This window comes from Kitasatospora sp. NBC_01300, from assembly GCF_041435235.1.
Lineage (GTDB): Bacteria > Actinomycetota > Actinomycetes > Streptomycetales > Streptomycetaceae > Kitasatospora.
This window is the reverse complement of record NZ_CP108408.1, coordinates 2,202,867-2,218,398: the sequence shown is the minus strand read 5'-3', so window position 1 is coordinate 2,218,398 and position 15,532 is coordinate 2,202,867. Positions and strand designations below refer to the sequence as shown.

Annotated in this window: 19 protein-coding genes; 10 read left to right on the top strand and 9 right to left on the bottom strand. The window is 71.7% G+C overall.

The window, feature by feature from the left end; translation table 11 throughout:
- Positions 1 to 40: 40 nt before the first annotated feature.
- Positions 41 to 583, bottom strand: a complete 543-nt coding sequence (locus tag OG556_RS09890) for a helix-turn-helix domain-containing protein (RefSeq protein WP_371516786.1) — start codon at positions 581 to 583, stop codon at positions 41 to 43.
- Between the two features lie 292 nt (positions 584 to 875).
- Between OG556_RS09890 and OG556_RS09885 the strand changes: the two genes are divergently transcribed.
- A complete protein-coding gene (locus OG556_RS09885; RefSeq protein ID WP_363372301.1) occupies positions 876 to 1,205 on the top strand; it encodes an antibiotic biosynthesis monooxygenase in 330 nt (109 codons plus the stop codon).
- A 68-nt stretch (positions 1,206 to 1,273) separates the two neighbouring features.
- On the opposite strand, the gene OG556_RS09880 is transcribed toward OG556_RS09885, so the two are convergent.
- Positions 1,274 to 1,987: a creatininase family protein gene (locus OG556_RS09880; RefSeq protein ID WP_371516785.1), complete on the bottom strand. Its 714-nt coding sequence runs from the start codon at positions 1,985 to 1,987 to the stop codon at positions 1,274 to 1,276.
- Between the two features lie 17 nt (positions 1,988 to 2,004).
- Positions 2,005 to 2,967 carry a hypothetical protein gene (locus OG556_RS09875; protein WP_371516784.1) on the bottom strand — a complete coding sequence of 321 codons (963 nt, stop codon included), beginning with the start codon at positions 2,965 to 2,967 and terminating at the stop codon, positions 2,005 to 2,007.
- Between the two features lie 63 nt (positions 2,968 to 3,030).
- Between OG556_RS09875 and OG556_RS09870 the strand changes: the two genes are divergently transcribed.
- The 3 genes from OG556_RS09870 to OG556_RS09860 all read left to right on the top strand — a co-directional run bounded on the left by OG556_RS09870 (position 3,031) and on the right by OG556_RS09860 (position 4,405).
- Entirely contained in the window at positions 3,031 to 3,252 is a 222-nt protein-coding gene (locus OG556_RS09870) for a hypothetical protein (protein WP_371516783.1), read from the top strand.
- 195 nt (positions 3,253 to 3,447) lie between these two features.
- Positions 3,448 to 3,921 (top strand): ATP-binding protein, encoded by a 474-nt coding sequence (locus tag OG556_RS09865; RefSeq protein ID WP_371516782.1) that lies wholly within the window; start codon positions 3,448 to 3,450, stop codon positions 3,919 to 3,921.
- Positions 3,922 to 4,072: 151 nt separating this feature from the next.
- On the top strand, positions 4,073 to 4,405 hold the full coding sequence (locus tag OG556_RS09860) for a hypothetical protein (RefSeq protein WP_371516781.1): 333 nt from the start codon (positions 4,073 to 4,075) through the stop codon (positions 4,403 to 4,405).
- A 159-nt stretch (positions 4,406 to 4,564) separates the two neighbouring features.
- On the opposite strand, the gene OG556_RS09855 is transcribed toward OG556_RS09860, so the two are convergent.
- Both OG556_RS09855 and OG556_RS09850 read right to left on the bottom strand, forming a co-directional pair.
- Complete coding sequence (locus OG556_RS09855; protein WP_371516780.1) at positions 4,565 to 5,212, bottom strand: M15 family metallopeptidase; 648 nt, start codon at positions 5,210 to 5,212, stop codon at positions 4,565 to 4,567.
- Positions 5,213 to 5,310: 98 nt separating this feature from the next.
- Positions 5,311 to 6,486: a macrolide family glycosyltransferase gene (locus tag OG556_RS09850; RefSeq protein ID WP_371516779.1), complete on the bottom strand. Its 1,176-nt coding sequence runs from the start codon at positions 6,484 to 6,486 to the stop codon at positions 5,311 to 5,313.
- A gap of 561 nt (positions 6,487 to 7,047) precedes the next feature.
- Here OG556_RS09850 and OG556_RS09845 point away from each other — a divergent pair.
- Positions 7,048 to 7,203, top strand: coding sequence for a hypothetical protein (locus OG556_RS09845; protein ID WP_371516778.1), 156 nt, complete (start codon positions 7,048 to 7,050; stop codon positions 7,201 to 7,203).
- A gap of 28 nt (positions 7,204 to 7,231) precedes the next feature.
- On the opposite strand, the gene OG556_RS09840 is transcribed toward OG556_RS09845, so the two are convergent.
- On the bottom strand, positions 7,232 to 7,702 hold the full coding sequence (locus tag OG556_RS09840; protein WP_371516777.1) for an NUDIX domain-containing protein: 471 nt from the start codon (positions 7,700 to 7,702) through the stop codon (positions 7,232 to 7,234).
- Between the two features lie 109 nt (positions 7,703 to 7,811).
- Here OG556_RS09840 and OG556_RS09835 point away from each other — a divergent pair, with 109 nt between their 5' ends.
- The 5 genes from OG556_RS09835 to OG556_RS09815 all read left to right on the top strand — a co-directional run bounded on the left by OG556_RS09835 (position 7,812) and on the right by OG556_RS09815 (position 11,908).
- Positions 7,812 to 9,026: a helix-turn-helix domain-containing protein gene (locus tag OG556_RS09835; protein WP_371516776.1), complete on the top strand. Its 1,215-nt coding sequence runs from the start codon at positions 7,812 to 7,814 to the stop codon at positions 9,024 to 9,026.
- 101 nt (positions 9,027 to 9,127) lie between these two features.
- Positions 9,128 to 9,412, top strand: a complete 285-nt coding sequence (locus OG556_RS09830) for a hypothetical protein (protein ID WP_371516775.1) — start codon at positions 9,128 to 9,130, stop codon at positions 9,410 to 9,412.
- Positions 9,413 to 9,585: 173 nt separating this feature from the next.
- Entirely contained in the window at positions 9,586 to 9,738 is a 153-nt protein-coding gene (locus OG556_RS09825; RefSeq protein ID WP_371516774.1) for a hypothetical protein, read from the top strand.
- A gap of 13 nt (positions 9,739 to 9,751) precedes the next feature.
- Entirely contained in the window at positions 9,752 to 10,840 is a 1,089-nt protein-coding gene (locus OG556_RS09820; RefSeq protein ID WP_371516773.1) for a methyltransferase domain-containing protein, read from the top strand.
- Positions 10,841 to 11,071: 231 nt separating this feature from the next.
- Positions 11,072 to 11,908 carry a helix-turn-helix domain-containing protein gene (locus OG556_RS09815; RefSeq protein WP_371516772.1) on the top strand — a complete coding sequence of 279 codons (837 nt, stop codon included), beginning with the start codon at positions 11,072 to 11,074 and terminating at the stop codon, positions 11,906 to 11,908.
- A gap of 26 nt (positions 11,909 to 11,934) precedes the next feature.
- On the opposite strand, the gene OG556_RS09810 is transcribed toward OG556_RS09815, so the two are convergent.
- The 3 genes from OG556_RS09810 to OG556_RS09800 are packed head-to-tail and all read right to left on the bottom strand — an operon-like array spanning position 11,935 to position 15,517.
- The gene (locus OG556_RS09810) at positions 11,935 to 12,813 is read right to left on the bottom strand and encodes an ECF transporter S component (RefSeq protein ID WP_371516771.1); all 879 of its coding nucleotides are present in this window, start codon (positions 12,811 to 12,813) and stop codon (positions 11,935 to 11,937) included.
- The gene (locus tag OG556_RS09805) at positions 12,810 to 14,417 is read right to left on the bottom strand and encodes an ABC transporter ATP-binding protein (protein ID WP_371516770.1); all 1,608 of its coding nucleotides are present in this window, start codon (positions 14,415 to 14,417) and stop codon (positions 12,810 to 12,812) included. The genes OG556_RS09810 and OG556_RS09805 overlap by 4 nt, the downstream gene beginning before the upstream one ends.
- Positions 14,414 to 15,517, bottom strand: coding sequence for a CbiQ family ECF transporter T component (locus OG556_RS09800; protein ID WP_371516769.1), 1,104 nt, complete (start codon positions 15,515 to 15,517; stop codon positions 14,414 to 14,416). Before OG556_RS09800 ends, OG556_RS09805 begins: the two co-directional genes overlap by 4 nt.
- Positions 15,518 to 15,532 lie beyond the last annotated feature (15 nt).

Below are 15,532 nucleotides of genomic sequence, written 5' to 3'. Positions count from 1 at the left end.
CCCACAGCGGGGCAGACGGCTCCCACGGCAGGCGCGGCGGCTACGACTCGGAGTCCTCCAAGTGCCGGTACAGCGTCGCCCGACTGATCCCGAGCGCCTTCGCGATACTGCTCACGCTCTCCCCCTTGGCGTGGCGGTCGTCAATCAGCGACCAGGCGAACCGGTCCAGCTTCCACACGCACAGGGTGTCTCCGGGGCGGACGTAGTCCTTGGACCACGCTTGCGGCTGTCCGGGGAGCTTCGGGTGCATCCGCTCTGCCCGCTGCTTGATCTCGCTGTTCGGCACGAAGCCGTCCGGCGCTGCTTCGAAGTTGGCCGCCACCCAGTCGGCGAACGGGTCGGACTCCTCCCGGGATTCGCCGGTGGCCCTGGTGACTCGTTCCGGCTCGTTCAGGCCGTGCTTGAACCACTCGGCGGCGCCCCGGACCGCCCATGCCGCTGTGCCTTCCGCTTCGGCCAGTAGGCGGCCCTTGAATCCCTTGTCCTCCCTTCCGATGAACGACTCGTCCCACGGGACGCAGCGGAGCCGCCGCCAGATGCCTTCGTCGGTGCCTCGGATCGTCGGCTTGTCGTTGCCGGACATGATGAGCAGAGCGGTCGGTGTGAAGTCTTACGCGGGCTTGGCCACCAACGACCCGTTACGGTCGTTGCACTGCTTCTCCCAGAGGTCCCGGCCCGACTTGCCGATGTCTTCGAAGTGGCCGTTGTTCTCCCAGCCCTTCGCGAGAATCAGGGCTTCGGTCTTCGTTCGCTGGGCAGCCGGGCGAAGCTTGAGAGTCGTCCTCACGCTTCCTTGACTGTCGCATGTAGGAGACTGCTCGCACGTGGTCAAGGTCAGGTGCCCAGGTAGGGGGCCTAATGATGAGAGGTGTCATGTGAGTAGCGTCGTCAAGATCAACGTACTGACGGTTCCCGCCGAGCAGCGGGAGGTCCTGGAGCAGCGCTTCGCCTCCCGCGCCGGCGCGGTGGAGAACTCGGACGGCTTCGAGTGGTTCGAGCTCCTCCGCCCCGTCGAGGGCACCGACCAGTACCTCGTCTACACCCGCTGGCGCAGCGAGGAGGACTTCAAGGCGTGGATGGAGGGCCCCATGCAGGCCGCCCACCGCCCCGCCGCCCCGGAGGGCGAGGCCCCCAAGCGCCCTGCCGCCTCCGGCTCCACCCTCTGGTCCTTCGAGGTCGTCCAGTCCGCCGGCCCCAAGGCCTGACGCCTCAGGTCACTCTGCGGTTTCTCTTCGGGCCCTTCCCCAGTCTGGGGGAGGGCCCGAAGTGCCTCTCAGCCGCCCGCGAGGATCGAGAGATGCGCGGCGGCGGACTGGGACAGGCTGTCGAGGAGGGCGCGACCCTTCGCCGCCGTTCCGAGGGAGGGCTGCCCGATGATGCCGTTCTTCGTGTACCCGGCCATGCCGAGCGTGAGCAGGTGCGGGCGCTCGGGGGCGGAGTGGTCGTCCCGCTCGATGCCGTCGCGGATGAGCTCCGGGGCACCGTGAAGGAGGAGCGACACCTCCGACTCGCCGCCGTGCATGTCCTCGGCGCCGCTGCTCACCAGGCCCGCTGCCTTGCGGGCCTGGTGCCAGTCCTCGCGGACCGGGAAGAGGGCGATGTGCGGGCCGGAGGTGTTGGCCTCCTGGACGACGTTGGAGAGGACGTAGTTGCCCCCATGGCCGTTCACGATGAGCAGGCCGGGAACGCCGGACGCCTGGAGCGACTTCCAGATGTCGTTGACGACGGCGTAGAGCGTGGCGGCGCTGATGCTGACGGTTCCGGGCATGTGGGCGTGCTCTTGCGAGCAGGACACCGTGATGGGCGGCAGGAGGAACAGGCCGTGGTCGGCGGCGATGCGTTGGGCGATCAGGCCGGCGACGACGGTGTCGGTGGTGAGCGGCAGATGGTCGCCGTGCTGCTCGAAGCTGCCGACCGGCAGTACGGCGATCTTGGCGCCGCGCCGGCGTTCGTCTGCGGAGGTGGCGGCCGTGATCAGTGCGTCCATGGCCCCACCCTCTCTCATCAGCCTGTCGCAGGTCGAGAGGGCGCCGTACCGCTCATCAGCTTCAACCGGCCGGTGAAGACGGCGACTTCGGACACGGTGTGCCACCGCCGGAGGGCCTTGTCCGCGGCGGACAGCTCCGCCATCGCTCGCGCGGACTCGGTGTCGATGGCGATCGACAGCGCGCGGTCCGCCGCTGCGGCGGCCTGCTCCGGCTCGCCGGACACCGCGTAGGCGCGGGCCAGCCGGGAGAGGTACACGCCTTGGTCGTTGCGGTACACCGGAGGGAGCGCCCGGAGCTCGGCCTCGAACATGGCCACCGCCGTGAGCGGGTCGCCCAGTTCGAGCAGGCAGTTCGCGCGCTGCATCTCGATGTACGTCGGCGTGCAGTAGGCCATGTCGAGGGCATCGTCGCGGTGCTCGTCGTCCGGTGACGCGGCCAGCTCGTGGGCCTCGTCGAACTTGGCCTGGGCGAAGCGCTGGTTGCCCATGAGCGCGTGCTCCTGGGCCTCCTGCTGCGCGGCCAGGGCTCGGATGCGCGGGGTCGCCTCGGGTGAACGCTGGGCGGCGCGTGCCAGCCCGACGGCCTGCTGCGCGTTGCGGCGGGCCGTCGCCTGGTTGCTCTTCCTGAACAGGAGGTAGGCGGCCATGACGTCGTCGCCGGACTCCTGCGCCCACTCCATGGCGCGGTCCGACCAGTACATGGCCTGGTCGAAGTCGCCCAGGTCCTGGTTCAGCCAGCCCAGGAACTCGGCGGTCCGGGCACCGATGGCGAGGATCTCGGCCCGGGCGCTCCCGTCGGCGGATTGCTGGAGACGGTCGATTACTTCGACGTGCCGGGCGACCGGATCGAGCGCGTGGCGGGATCCCAGAAGGTTGGCGGTCCTGTAGTGGCCGGGCATCACCTCGCGGAGGTGGCCGACGAAGAACTCGGGGTCGACGGGCGGGCTGGGCCTTGCGACGGCGAGTTGGGGATCGATCACACCGCGCCTCGCCTGGGGTGGCGCAGCTGCTCGCTCCCAATCCCGGGTGGCCAGGCCCACCATGTGACCCGGGATGTGGAGGCCGTCCGCGATGCGTTCGACGAGATCGATCTTCTCGATCCGCCGCTTCCCAGCCATCACCTCGCCGACACGGCTCGGGGTCAGGTCGCAGGCTCGCGCGATGAGCGACGGGTAGACACTGGCCAACTTGAGCAGCCGGAATACGGCAGCGAAGTCTCGCTGTCGGCACGCGGCGATCATCTCGGGATCGGCGAGCAGACCTGATGGAAGCCGGTCCGGAAGGCGAGCTTCGGTCACCATTGCCCCCGCTGTCGATCAGTGCTCCCTGAGCGGAAGTTGATTGACAGTGAGTTTATCCACCTTGGGTATTCAGCCTGGGTACGTCGACCGCATCGCCTCCCGGCAGCCTGGAGCCACGGGCCGGAAGACCCGTTCCGGCCGCTGTCGAGCATCGGGAGGGTGGTGCACGTGATCAGCTCGGGAGAATCCCGGGACGACGCTGAGTCCAATGAGTCGCGCGTCGGGATAACCACGTTCGGGGCGATGCTCACCCGGCACCGTAAGTCCGCCGGCATGGCCAGGGACCACCTCCGGAAGTTCCTTGCAGAGGTTCCCGACGGCGCGGCCCTCGCGATGGATGGGCAGCTCGTGCTCACCGAGTTGGTGTCCAACGCCGTGGTCCACGGGCGGGTTTCGCCGGATAGGGAGATTGCCGTCCGGTTCGAGCTGATCTGCGGCCACCTTCGCATCGAGGTGCACGACGCGAGCAGCGAGAAGCCGACGATCCGGCGGTCGACGGTGTCCGACGAGCTGTCGGGTCGGGGACTGTTCCTGGTGGAGGCCCTGTCCGTGGAGTGGGGCTGCGCGCCCCGCCCCGAAGGTTTCGGAAAGATCGTCTGGGCCTTGGTCGGCCCGGGAAGCGGTGCCAGATGAGGACCGGTCGGGCGTTCGGATCGGCGGCGACGCGATGCCTCTACTGCGGTGCGGGCCTGCGGAAGGCCGTGACGCGGAACATCGTGGTCAACGGACAGACGGTGGGCGTCCACATGTGGCACCCGCGTCGTGAGGGGGAGGTGTCGGCGCGATGACGGCGTTTCGGGATCACGACGGGACGGGTTCGGCTTCCGCCGGCGGGGAGGCGGGAGCGGCGTCGTGCCCGTTTCCGGTGGTGGTGGAAGTCCGCGGCGTGACGGACCCCGCACGTTTCTCCCGGCTTCCGGACGCGCTGGCCGCGCTCCTGGGATCGCTCCGTGCCCTCCCGCTCAGCACGGATCAACAGGACTACTTCACCGAGTTGTTCGGCCCGTCCGCCGTGCAGAAGATCGGGCATCGGCTGGCCACTTTCGGCGAGGTGCGGACGCTGGCGTTCGTCGGCCTGACCCCACACCTGGTCCGTCTCTACTTGGCCGAGTACTGACCGCCGGCGAACGGCCCCGGGCCTTACGAATCACCGGGTAAATCGGGTAAATCGGGTGACCAATGCGCCCCGGGGCTTCTGCGCCCCGGGGCGCTCTGGGCGGCCCGTTCTGTCGTCGGAGGGGCGGGCGGAGCTTGCGGGTGGGCGGTTGTGTGGGGGTTATCGGTGTTGGGGGCCGTAGAAGGCGGTGGGTGCGCCGGTTGTGAGGGCCCAGTAGCGGTCGCCGTAGGACCAGTGCCACCACTCGGTGGGGTAGTTGACGAGGCCGGCGCGGGTGAGGGTGTGGCTGAGGAGTTGCCGGTTGGTGCGGGCTTCGGGGGAGAGACCGGCGGCGTCGGTGTAGCAGGCGCCGGCGCTTTCTTCCGGGTTGGCGTTGACCCGGGTGCCGAGGTCGAGTTCGTGGCCGTCGGCGTCGGCCAGGGTGAGGTCGACGGCGGCGCCGTCGCTGTGTGGTGCGATCTCGGGCGGGGAGACGTAGCGGCTCGCGGCCGAGCGGAGCCGTGCGGCCGGCCAGTCCGGGTGTGCGGCGCGCAACTCGGCGGCGTACTCGTCGAAGTAGCGGCTCTGGAGGGCCGGCGGGCGGTAGCCCTCGACGAAGAGCAGCCGCAGGCCGTCCGGGAGGTGCGATTGGGCGTCGAGGAGCCGGTCGAGCACGCCGGACCGCAGGTGGGCGAACGCCCCGGTGTCGTCGCGCTTGCGGTCGTCCAGCAGGAGTTCGTGCTCGCGTACGTCCAGGAGGCGGTCGCCGCAGTCCTGGACGGGGACGGCGGCCACCTGCGGGTCGGACATGAGGATGATCTCGGTCAACAGGGTCTCCTGGGGAGGAGGGAACGGCGGTGCGGACCCGGCGGTCGGTGGGGTGTCCGCCACCGCCCCGGGTGTTGGGGCGGTGGCGGACGGGTGGTTCAGATGAGGGCGGCCTCGACCAGGTCGGCGGCCCTGGCCGCGCTGCCGCCCGCGCGGACCTCGCGGCTGAGCTCGGCCAGCCGGGCGGTCACCGCCGGGTCGCCGGTCAGTTCCAGGACGGCGGAGCGCAGCGCCTCCGGGGTGGCCTCGGGGGTGTCCAGCCGTCGGGCGACGCCGAGTTCGACCAGCCGGTCCGCGTTGTCGAACTGGTCGGCGGCCTGCGGCACCGCGACCATCGGCAGCCCGCAGTACAGGCCCTCGCTGCACCCGCCCATTCCGGCGTGGGTCACGAACGCGTCGGCCTGCTGGAGCACGGCGAACTGCGGCACCCACTGGTGCACTTCGATGTTGGCCGGGATCGTACCCAGTTCGGCCGGGTCGGTTGCCTGGCCGACCTGGAGCACGACGTGCCAGCCGGGCAGGTCGCCGAAGGCCTCCAGGCACGCGCGGTAGAAGTCGGGCTGGCGGGTGAAGGTGGAGCCGAGCGAGACCAGCAGCACCTTCTGCGCGCCCTCCGGACGGGTCCAGCCGCCCTGGTGCTCGCGGGCGCCGAGGCAGGGCCCGGCGAAGGAGAAGATCTGGGGATCGACCAGCTCGATCTCGGGCTGGAGCACCCGCGGGATGAGCGCCAGCCCGCGATCCGGGCGCAGCATGTACCCGAACGGCTCGTCCGTCGACACGCCGTTGTCGGCGAGCCACTGCGCGAACCGCTCCGGGATCTTCTCCGCCTCCAAGGCCTCCCGCGCCATCTCGAAGCGCGCCAGGTGAGAGTCCTCCCGGATGATCATGGAGGGCGAGATCAGCATGGACGGCACGCCCCAGCCGTCGGCCAGCGCCCGGCCCGCGTACGCCATGAAGTCGTACAGGACGAGGTCGGGCCGGTCGTCGTGGAAGGCCTCGCGCAGTCGCGGCAGCATCGCCTGCGCCTCCTCGAAGATCATGGTGTGCACGCCGGCCCCGATGTTGGGGTCGACCCCGCCCTTGACGATCGACAGGGTCGTGTCGTGGGGCACGAGTTGGGCGCCGGTGGATTCGATCTGCTCGGCGAACGACGGGTCGTTGACATAGCTGACCCGGTGGCCGCGGGCGACCAGCTCCCGCATCACCTCCAGGCTGGGGTTGACGTGGCCGTGCGCCGGGATGTTCACCATGGCGATGTGTGCTGGTCGGGACATGTCTGGCCCTCTCCTCGTATCTCGTTAGGTGTCCTGCGTTCGGCTGGCTGACTCGACGTCAACTTGCCTTTCAGCACAGTACGTAACGTTGGCAATCGTTGCGGTGACGAGGGGTGGGGTTCGGCCGAAGATCGGGTGGTGTGGAGGATCACATGGAGGGGCGTGAGGGGGGCGGTCGGAGTGAGGCGGGGGCGGTCGGGGTGAGGCGGGCGGCCGGGGGCGAGGCCGTCCACATGGCGCACGTCCACGGCCGAGCAGTCGCTGTGCGATCGCGGGGGCGGTGCGTGACGGCGCGGCGCGGAGCCGGCGCCTCGTGGGCCGGTTGGATCTCGGGATCCGGGCCCTGAGGCGAAAGTGTGGGCCGACGCTGGTTGTTAGGGTCCGGGCATGGTGCGTTTGAAGATCGAGATACCTGTCCCGGAGAGTCATGTCGAGAAGGTGATCGATGCTCTCCAGGCAGCCGGCGCGGGGCGGGTCGGCGACTACGCCCGGTGAGCCAGCACCTGGCGGGTCACGGGGACGTGGAGGCCCTTGCCCGGTTCTCGGCCCTACGACGGTGAAGTGGGCGAAGTGCAGCAGGGCGAGGAGAGCAGGGTCGAGTCCGTGTGCGATGCCGAGCAGGCCGCGGCTGTGCTGCGAGCAGTGCGCGCGGCTCATCCGTACGAGGAACCGGTCATCCACTTCCTGCCTTTGTACGAGCCGGGCGTCGAACGATGACCGAGCTGTAGCCGCAGAGGCCCCTGGTTTACGCGTGCGGCGCTCCGTGCTCAAGGTAGGCGGTCTCGCCCTGTGTCCGGGCGGCGTATGCGGCGTGGACTCGGCGGGCGAGTCGGGGGATGAGGAGCGCGTCGAGTCGGTCGACGTGGTGAAAGCAGTACTCACCGATCTCGACCTGGTCGACGTTGATGCGGTCGAGTTCGGCGGTCGGGAGAACCCCTCCGTCGAAGACGAAGAGGAGCTTGTCGCCCTCGGCGGGGTGGGGTGCCCAGTCGGCGACGAGCAGGCGGCCGATCGGCGGGGTGATGCCGAGTTCTTCCTTGACCTCCCGGGCCGCTCCCTCGCTCGGGGTCTCGCCCTCATGCAGGTAGCCGCCGGGGATCTCCCAACCGGGCTTGTATGTCGGCTTCACGAGGAGGATGCGGTCCTCCTCGTCGAAGAACAGCACGCCGGCGGCGGTGCGCGGTCGGGCCAGGGCTTCGTGCGGGGAGTCGGTCACGGCGAGACTGTAGTCGCCGTGACCGACTCCCCTGGGCAGCTGGATGCGAGGCGTGCCCAATTCCGTTCTCCGGCTGCCTTGGTCGACCCGGCGGCCCTACGCTGATGGCATGGCTGTGGATCCCGCTCTGCCCGTAGGCCGGCGCATCCAGTACTACCGGGAGCGCGCCGGGAAGTCTCGTCCGGTGTTGGCCGCGCTGCTGGGGCGGTCGCCGAGTTGGCTGAAGCAGGTGGAGAACGGGGCGTTGCTGCCGCCGCGCCTGCCGATGCTCGTACGCATCGCTCAGCACTTGGGGGTTGATGATCTCTCGTTGCTGACGGGCGACGTCAGCATGCCCAGGGCGCTGTACTCAGGCGTGGAACACGCGGCGCTGGACTCCGTCCGGCGGGCGGTTGACGGTACGCAGCTCGGGTCGGCCGGTGGGCCGGTACCCAACCTCGACCACATCGAGGCTCAGTTGGCGAACGCCTGGCGGACCAGGACGACCAGAGGCGACCACCGGACCGCCTTGGCGGAGCTGCTGCCGGCGCTCGTGTCGGCGGCCTCCCTGGCAGTTGCGCATCAGGACTGCGCCGATCGGCGTCGGGCAGAGGTGATGTACGCCGGCGCACTGAACCTGACGCAGATGTATGCGGCCTTCCAAGGGGACGGCAACCTGGTCTGGCGGGTCGCCGAACGGGCGCTGGCCACCGCACGGGCATCGGACGACCGGCGGGCGATCGCGCAGGCGTGCTGGTTCCTGGTGGAGGCGTTCCGGAAGTCCGGGCAGTGGGACAGCGCCCAGTCACTGACCGAGGAAGCTCTTCGCCTGCTGGACCCCGTCCGCGGGGATTCGCCGGAACTGGCCTCGGCGTGGGCGGACATGGCCTTCCACGCCGCCGTCACGCATGCGGTCGCCGGTGAGGCCGGTGAGGCCTGGGGCTGGATCGACCGGGCGGCGGCTGTCGCCGAGTGCCTTCCCGCGGGCTTCTGGAGCGCCCCGACTTCGGGCTCCCGCCAGGCCGTCGGGCTGCACTCGGTCACTGTGGCGGTCGAGCTTCGCCAGACCGGCACCGCACTTCGGTGGGCCCGGCGGTTGCCGGCGGCCGAGGTCACGGCGATTCCGCGCCGTGGACGCCATCTGATCGAGGTCGCGCGGGCACACGCCCTTCGCGGGGAATCGGCGTCTGTGGTGGAACTGCTCACGGACGCCGTTGCGGTCGCGCCCGAGACGGCCCGGTGGAACGAGGAGACGCGGGCCATGGTCCGAGGGCTGATTGATGGCCGTTCGCCGGTTCAGGAGGCCGGGCGTCGACTCGCCGAGTCCATCGGGATGGCCGCGTAGAGGGCTGCCGGAGTTGGTGGCAGAAACCCTGCCCCTTCGCGCAGTGACGAACCCGTAGCGTCAAGTGACGTTGCGGGTCCGGTGCGTAAGGGAGTGCACGAATGGCGCAGGACGGAATTGCCGTTGCGAGGGCGGCCAGGCTGTCGCGGCAGGTGGTGCGGGAGTTGGATCCGGCTGCCACGCACGGGTACGGCATCCGCTGGGACCCGGCGGCGCGTTGCTACCGCGTCCGTGACGAGCAGGGCGGCGAATGGCTGCGGGGCGGCGACGGAACCATTCGGGCCTTCGTGCGGTTCGAGGCCGCGAACGGCGAGTGGCTGCGGCTGCGGCGCGAGTACCTGGAAGCCCGTGTGCGGGAGGCGAACCGGGTGTCGCGGTGGAACTGATGGAGGCGGGTCGCGGCGCCCCTTCGGGGTCGGGCGGGACTGTGATGCCGAACTGGCCTTCCGCGGGCCGGAGTCCGCTGCCCGGTTCGACTGTTCCGGACGGTCACTTCGGTGCCCTCCGTCTCAACCCGAGCAATATCTGGTCTTGGCAAGGACTTCGAGAGGAGAAGCGCATGGGCACGCATGGCGGAGGGTCCGGCGGCGACGGGCCCGGCAAGGCGGGCGGGGGCAAGGGCGGTGGGCACTCCGGGAAGCCGGACACCACGCCGCACGACGGCAAGCGGGACGCGCCGCCCACCAACCTGCCCAAGCCGTCGAAGCCTTGAGGGGAGTGCTCGCATGAACTGGGGCGCATTGGTCGACGGCCTCCGAGAGTCCGGGGCGCTGTCGGCGGACTGGGATTCGACGTTCCGAGCCGTGCCGCGCCGGCTGTTCGTGCCGGACAGGATCCACTGCGAGGGCGAGTGGATCGACCGGGGCGAAAGCCGATGCCGGTGGGACGAGTTGGTCGACTCGGACATCCCGCTGGTGACCCAGCTGGACGAGGACGGCACCACGCCGTCCTCGTCCAGCTCCATGCCCACGGTCGTGGCGCAGATGCTCCGGCACCTCGATGTCGAAGAAGGCATGCGGGTGCTCGACGTGGGCACCGGCACGGGGTGGACGGCAGGGTTGCTGGCGCACCGGCTCGGGGCGGAGAGCGTCACGACGGTGGAGCTGGACCGCGACCTCTCCGACGGCGCGCGGTGCCGGCTGGTGGCGAACCGCCTGCCAGCCACCACCGTTGTCGGAGACGGAACGCTCGGGCATCCGGCGGGCGCGCCGTACGACCGGGTCCACGTCACTGCGGCCGTGCAGCGCGTCCCTGGTGCGCTGATCGAGCAGGCGGTGCCCGGCGGCGTCATCGTCGTGCCCTACGGCACGCCGTTCTGCAACGGCGGTCTGCTGAAGCTCACCGTCTCCGAGGACGGGGCCTCGGCGAGCGGGCCGTTCGTCGAGGACGTCGCGTTCATGTGGGTGCGCGACCAGCGGCCGAGGAGTGGGCAGTTCGATATCGAGGACGTCCGGCGCGGTCCGTCGGGGATCGATCCCGTTGCCGTGGCCGACCACACCGATGCCGCTTTCGCGGTCGGCCTGCGGCTGCCGGATCTCCTCCGGCAGGAGGTGTGGGCGGGCTATGACCGGTTCGGCACCGGCCGGTTCGAGGTCTGGGACGGTGTGTCCTACGCCCATTGCCGCCTCGCCGACTGGGATGGCGAGCACGCCGTATCGCAGTCCGGTCCCCGGAGCCTGTGGGACGAGGTGACGGCTGCCCACGCCTGGTGGCAGCGCCAAGGCGCGCCCGGGCTCGATCGGTTCGGGGTGACGGTCACCGTCGCAGGTGAGCACCGGGTGTGGCTGGATGGCCCGGACTGTGTGATCGGCTGACGGCAGCGGCTGGGAGTGCGCCCCGGGCTTGTGGGGCTGGGGCGCGCTGGGGGGTGTGCGCTTGCGCCGCCCGTTTGGGTGATGTGGTGGGGAGTTTGACGCTCGGTTAGCGCATTACGGTGATCATTGGGTCGGCGCGGGCCTTCGGAGTGACGGCCTGTCCGCGACAAAAGTGAGCCCCGGCGGTGCGCTAACACCCCGGGGAATGGCACTAGGAGTAAAGGCTCCCGAATGCACATTCATCGTATCCCGAAGCACTCGCCCGGGTACACGATCCTCGACAACGGCCACGTCGTCCGGAAGCACTCGCTGAGTTGGGCGGCGCGTGGGCTGCTCAGCTACCTGCTCAGCCTGCCGGACGGTGCGCGGGAGGACATCCGGACGCTGGCGGCGAAGAGCGTCGAGGGCCGGGCGACGGTGGCGCGGGCGCTCCGTGAGCTGGAGGCGGCCGGGCACTACGTGCGGCGGACGCAGCGGGATCCGGTGACGGGGCAGGTGCGGACGATCGTCTCGGTGCACGAAGTGCCGGTGACGGGCAAGGCGGTTCACACCGTGCCGCCGCTTCCCGCGTCCCCGGCCGCCGGTGGGCCCGGAGCTGGGGTGGCGTGCGCCGGGAAGGCGGGAAGCCCTTCCGAAAAGGTGAGGGTGAAGGAAGCGGAAGTTCCCTCCGTCCCTCCGTCCGGGAAGTTGACGGCGGGCATGGCGTTGCTGCTCGAACTCGGGCGCAGGGATCCCCGGATGGCGTTGGCGGGCAAGCCGCTGTGCGATCAGGCCGCGCGGGTGGAGGGGCTGCTCGCGGGCGGGTGGAGCAGGGAGGCGCTGGCGGGGATTCTGGCCGCGCCCTTGCCGGAGAGGGTCACGCACAGCGTGGGGGCGGTGCTGGCGGGGAGGTTGGCGAAGGTGCCGCCCGTTCCGTTGACCTCGTTGACTCCGCTGGACGGCGGCGGGTCGGGGCCGCGTCGGCATGAGTGTCCCGGGCGGGACGGCTTGTGCGGGCGGCCCGTCGCGGGCGCCGGGCAGGTGTGCGGGGAGTGCCGGGCTCCGAGGGGGTTGCGGGCCTTGCCGTAGTCGACCTCGGGGCGGGGAGACGGAGTTCACCCACTCGGCGGCTGGGAGTCCGGCGGCTGGAACGCGACCGGCGCGTCGAAGGCGGCCCGGCGGGTGGCGCGGCGCAGGGCGCGAAGGACGGCGGTGCCGAGGGTGAGGCAGAGGACGACGGTGAGGGCGGCGCGGGGGAGGTCCCAGCCCAGCGACGTGGTGAGGCAGTAGGCGGCGAAGCGGACCAGGTTGGCGGGCAGCGGGTCGCCGGGGACGAAGGAGATGGAGCCGGAGAGCCCGGCGATGTACGGCCAGCCCTGGAGGTTCATGATCGTGCCGTAGAGGACGGAGGCCAGCGCGCCGTAGCCCGCGAGCAGCCAGAGCTCGCGCCGGCCGCGCAGACGTGCGGCGCCCGGGAGGAGGCCGGCGCCGAGGCAGACCCAGCCCATGGCGAGCATCTGGAACGGCAGCCAGGGCCCGACGCCGCCGGTGAGCAGCGCGGACGCGAACATCGACAGCGAACCGAGGACGAAGCCGAAGCCCGGCCCGAGCACCCGGCCGGACAGCACCATGAGGAAGAACATGGGCTCCAGCCCCGCCGTGCCCGCGCCGAGCGGCCGCAGTGCCGCGCCCGCCGCCGCCAGCACCCCGAGCAGGGCCACGGACTTGGCGTCCAGGCCGGGAGCGCCGCCGCCCGCCGTGCGGCCCTCGGAGATCTGGGCGATGACGACGGCGAGGAGCAGCGGCAGCAGCAGGGCGAACAGCCAGGGGGCGTCGGTGGCGTGGCCGACCAGGGCGGACTTGGTGGAGGCGAGCAGCGGCCAGCCGAAGGCCGTCACGCCGACGAGGGAGGTCAGGAGCAGGGCCGTCACGGACCGGCGGCCGAGGGGCACGGGGCGACCGGCAGGAACACCGGAGGGAACGGGGCGGCTCATGCGCTCAGTGCCTCCGCGACCTGGCGGACGGTGAGCCACGGGCCGGGTGCCAGCACCTTGGCGACCTGCGGGGCGAACGCGGGGGAGGAGACGACGACGTCGGCCGTCGGGCCGTCGGCGACGATCTCGCTCTCGGCCAGGATCACCGTGCGGTGGGCGAGTTCGGCGGCGAGTTCGACGTCGTGGGTGGCGAGCAGGACGGCGTGGCCCTGTGCCGCGAGGTCGCGCAGGATCTCCACCAGCCGGGCCTTGGCGGCGTAGTCGAGGCCGCGGGTCGGCTCGTCGAGCAGCAGCAGCGGGGGCCGGGCGGTGAGCACGACGGCGAGCGCGAGGGTGAGCCGCTGGCCTTCGGAGAGGTCGCGCGGGTGGGCGGTGTCGGCGATGCCGGGCAGCAGCCGTTCGACCAGGGCGCGGCAGGTGCCGGGGGTGGCGTCCGCGTCGGTGTCGGCGGCGGCGCACTCGGCGGTGACGCTCTCGCCGTAGAGGAGGTCGCGCGGGTCCTGCGGGACGAGGCCGACCTGGCGGATCAGTTCGGCCGGGCGGGTGCGGTGCGGGGTGCGGCCGCCGACCGTCACCCGGCCGGAGGCGGGGGCGTGCAGGCCGACCAGGCTGCCCAGCAGGGTGGACTTGCCGGCGCCGTTGCGGCCCATCAGGGCGGTGATCTCGCCGGGGTGCAGTGCCAGGTCGACGCCGCGCAGGGCCTGGACGGGGCCGCGCCGGACGGCGAGGCGCTCGGCGGTGGCGGTCGGTGCGGTGGTCGGAGCGGCCGCAGCGGACGCGCCCGGGTGCAGGCCGTCCAGCTGGGAGCGCAGCCCGGCGGCCTTGCGGCGGGCGTCGCGGACGGACAGCGGCAGCGGCCGCCAGCCGGCGAGCCGTCCGAGGCCGACCACCGGCGGGTGCACCGGCGAGTGCGCCATCACCTCGGCGGGCTCGCCGAGGACGGGCGGGGCGCCCGGGGTGAGCAGCAGCACCTGGTCCGCGTACTGGACGACGCGCTCCAGCCGGTGCTCGGCCATCAGCACGGTGGTGCCGAGGTCGTGCACCAGCCGCTGGAGGACGGCCAGCACCTCCTCGGCGGCGCCCGGGTCCAGCGCCGAGGTGGGCTCGTCGAGGACCAGGACGCGCGGGTGCACGGTGAGCACCGAGCCGATCGCGACGCGCTGCTGCTGGCCGCCGGAGAGGGAGGTGAGGGCGCGGTCGCGCAGGTCGGCGAGGCCGAGCAGGTCGAGGGTCTCCTCGACCCGGCGCCGCATCACGTCGGCGGGCAGGCCCAGGGACTCCATGCCGTAGGCGAGTTCGTCCTCGACGGTGTCGGTGACGAAGTGCGCCAGCGGGTCCTGGCCCACCGTGCCGACCAGGTCGGCGAGTTCGCGCGGCCGGTGCTCGCGGGTGTCCCGGCCGCCGACCGTGACCCGGCCGTGCAGGGTGCCGCCGGTGAAGTGCGGGACGAGCCCGCTGACCGCGCCCAGCAGGGTGGACTTGCCGGAGCCCGACGGGCCCACCAGTAGGCAGAGTTCGCCTTCGGGGACGGTCAGGTCGACGTCCGCGACGGCGGGGGCGGCGGCGTCCGCGTACCGGACGGAGACCTGCTCGAAGGTGATCACGAAGCCCTCCGGGGCGGGGTCGGGGCGGCGAACGCCGGTACCAGGCCGAGCAGTACGGCCAGTACGGCGGCCAGCGGCAGCGCGGGGACGGTCGGCGGGACGACGGTGGGCGCGAAGGCGGCCGGGTCGCGCGTGGACAGGTAGATGGTCAACCCGGCGACGGCGGCGCCAGATCCGGCGGTCAGCCACTCGGGAAGTGCCCAAGGATCGGGCCGGTAGCGGGTCCTGACGGATCGTCGGCTGCCAAGCAGCAGCCCGGCGAAGGCGGCGGCCAGGCCCAGCAGCAGCACCGGCGGCGCCCAGCCCGCGCCGCCCGCGGTCAGCAGCCCGTACGCGGCCAGGCAGATCCCGAGCAGGCCGGCCAGGGTGAGCGCGGCCGTCGCCCGGGCGAGCCGGCGCGGGACGTCCGCGGTGCGGCCGAAGCCGCGGGTGTCCATCGCCGCGGCCAGCGCCACCGAACGCTCCAACGCGCCCTCCAGGACGGGCAGTCCGACGCTCAGCACGGCGGCGATCCCCCGGTCGGTGCGGCCGCGTAGGCGGCGGGCCGCCCGCAGCCGGCGGACGTCCGCGACCAGGTTCGGCGCGAAGGTCATCGCCACCACCACCGCCACGCCCGCCTCGTACAGCGCGCCGGGCAGGGCGCGCAGCAGGCGGGCCGGGCTGGCCAGCGCGTTCGCGGCGCCCACGCAGACCAGCAGGGTGGCCAGGCGCAGCCCGTCGTACAGGGCCGCGAGCAGGCCCTCCACGGTCACCCGGCCGCCGATCCGCACTCCCTGCGCCCAGACGGGGAGCGGCACTTCGGGCAGGGTGAACAGCACGTGCGTGCCCGGAATCGGCGAGCCGAGCAGCACCGCGAACACCAGCCGGATGCCCAGCACCAGCAGGCCCAGCCGCAGGAACGCGCCGTACGAACGCGACCAGGGCGCGTCGCCGCGCCGGGCCGCGACCACGTACCCGGCGACGGCGGCGAGCAGCAGCAGGATCACCGGATTGGTGGTGCGGGTCGCCGCCGCGCCCAGCCCGAGCGCCCACAACCACCAGGCCCCGGGGTGCAGTTGCCGGGGTCCGGTGGGCGGGCGGGTGGTGCGGGCGGTGCTCATGGGTCAGTCCAGGTG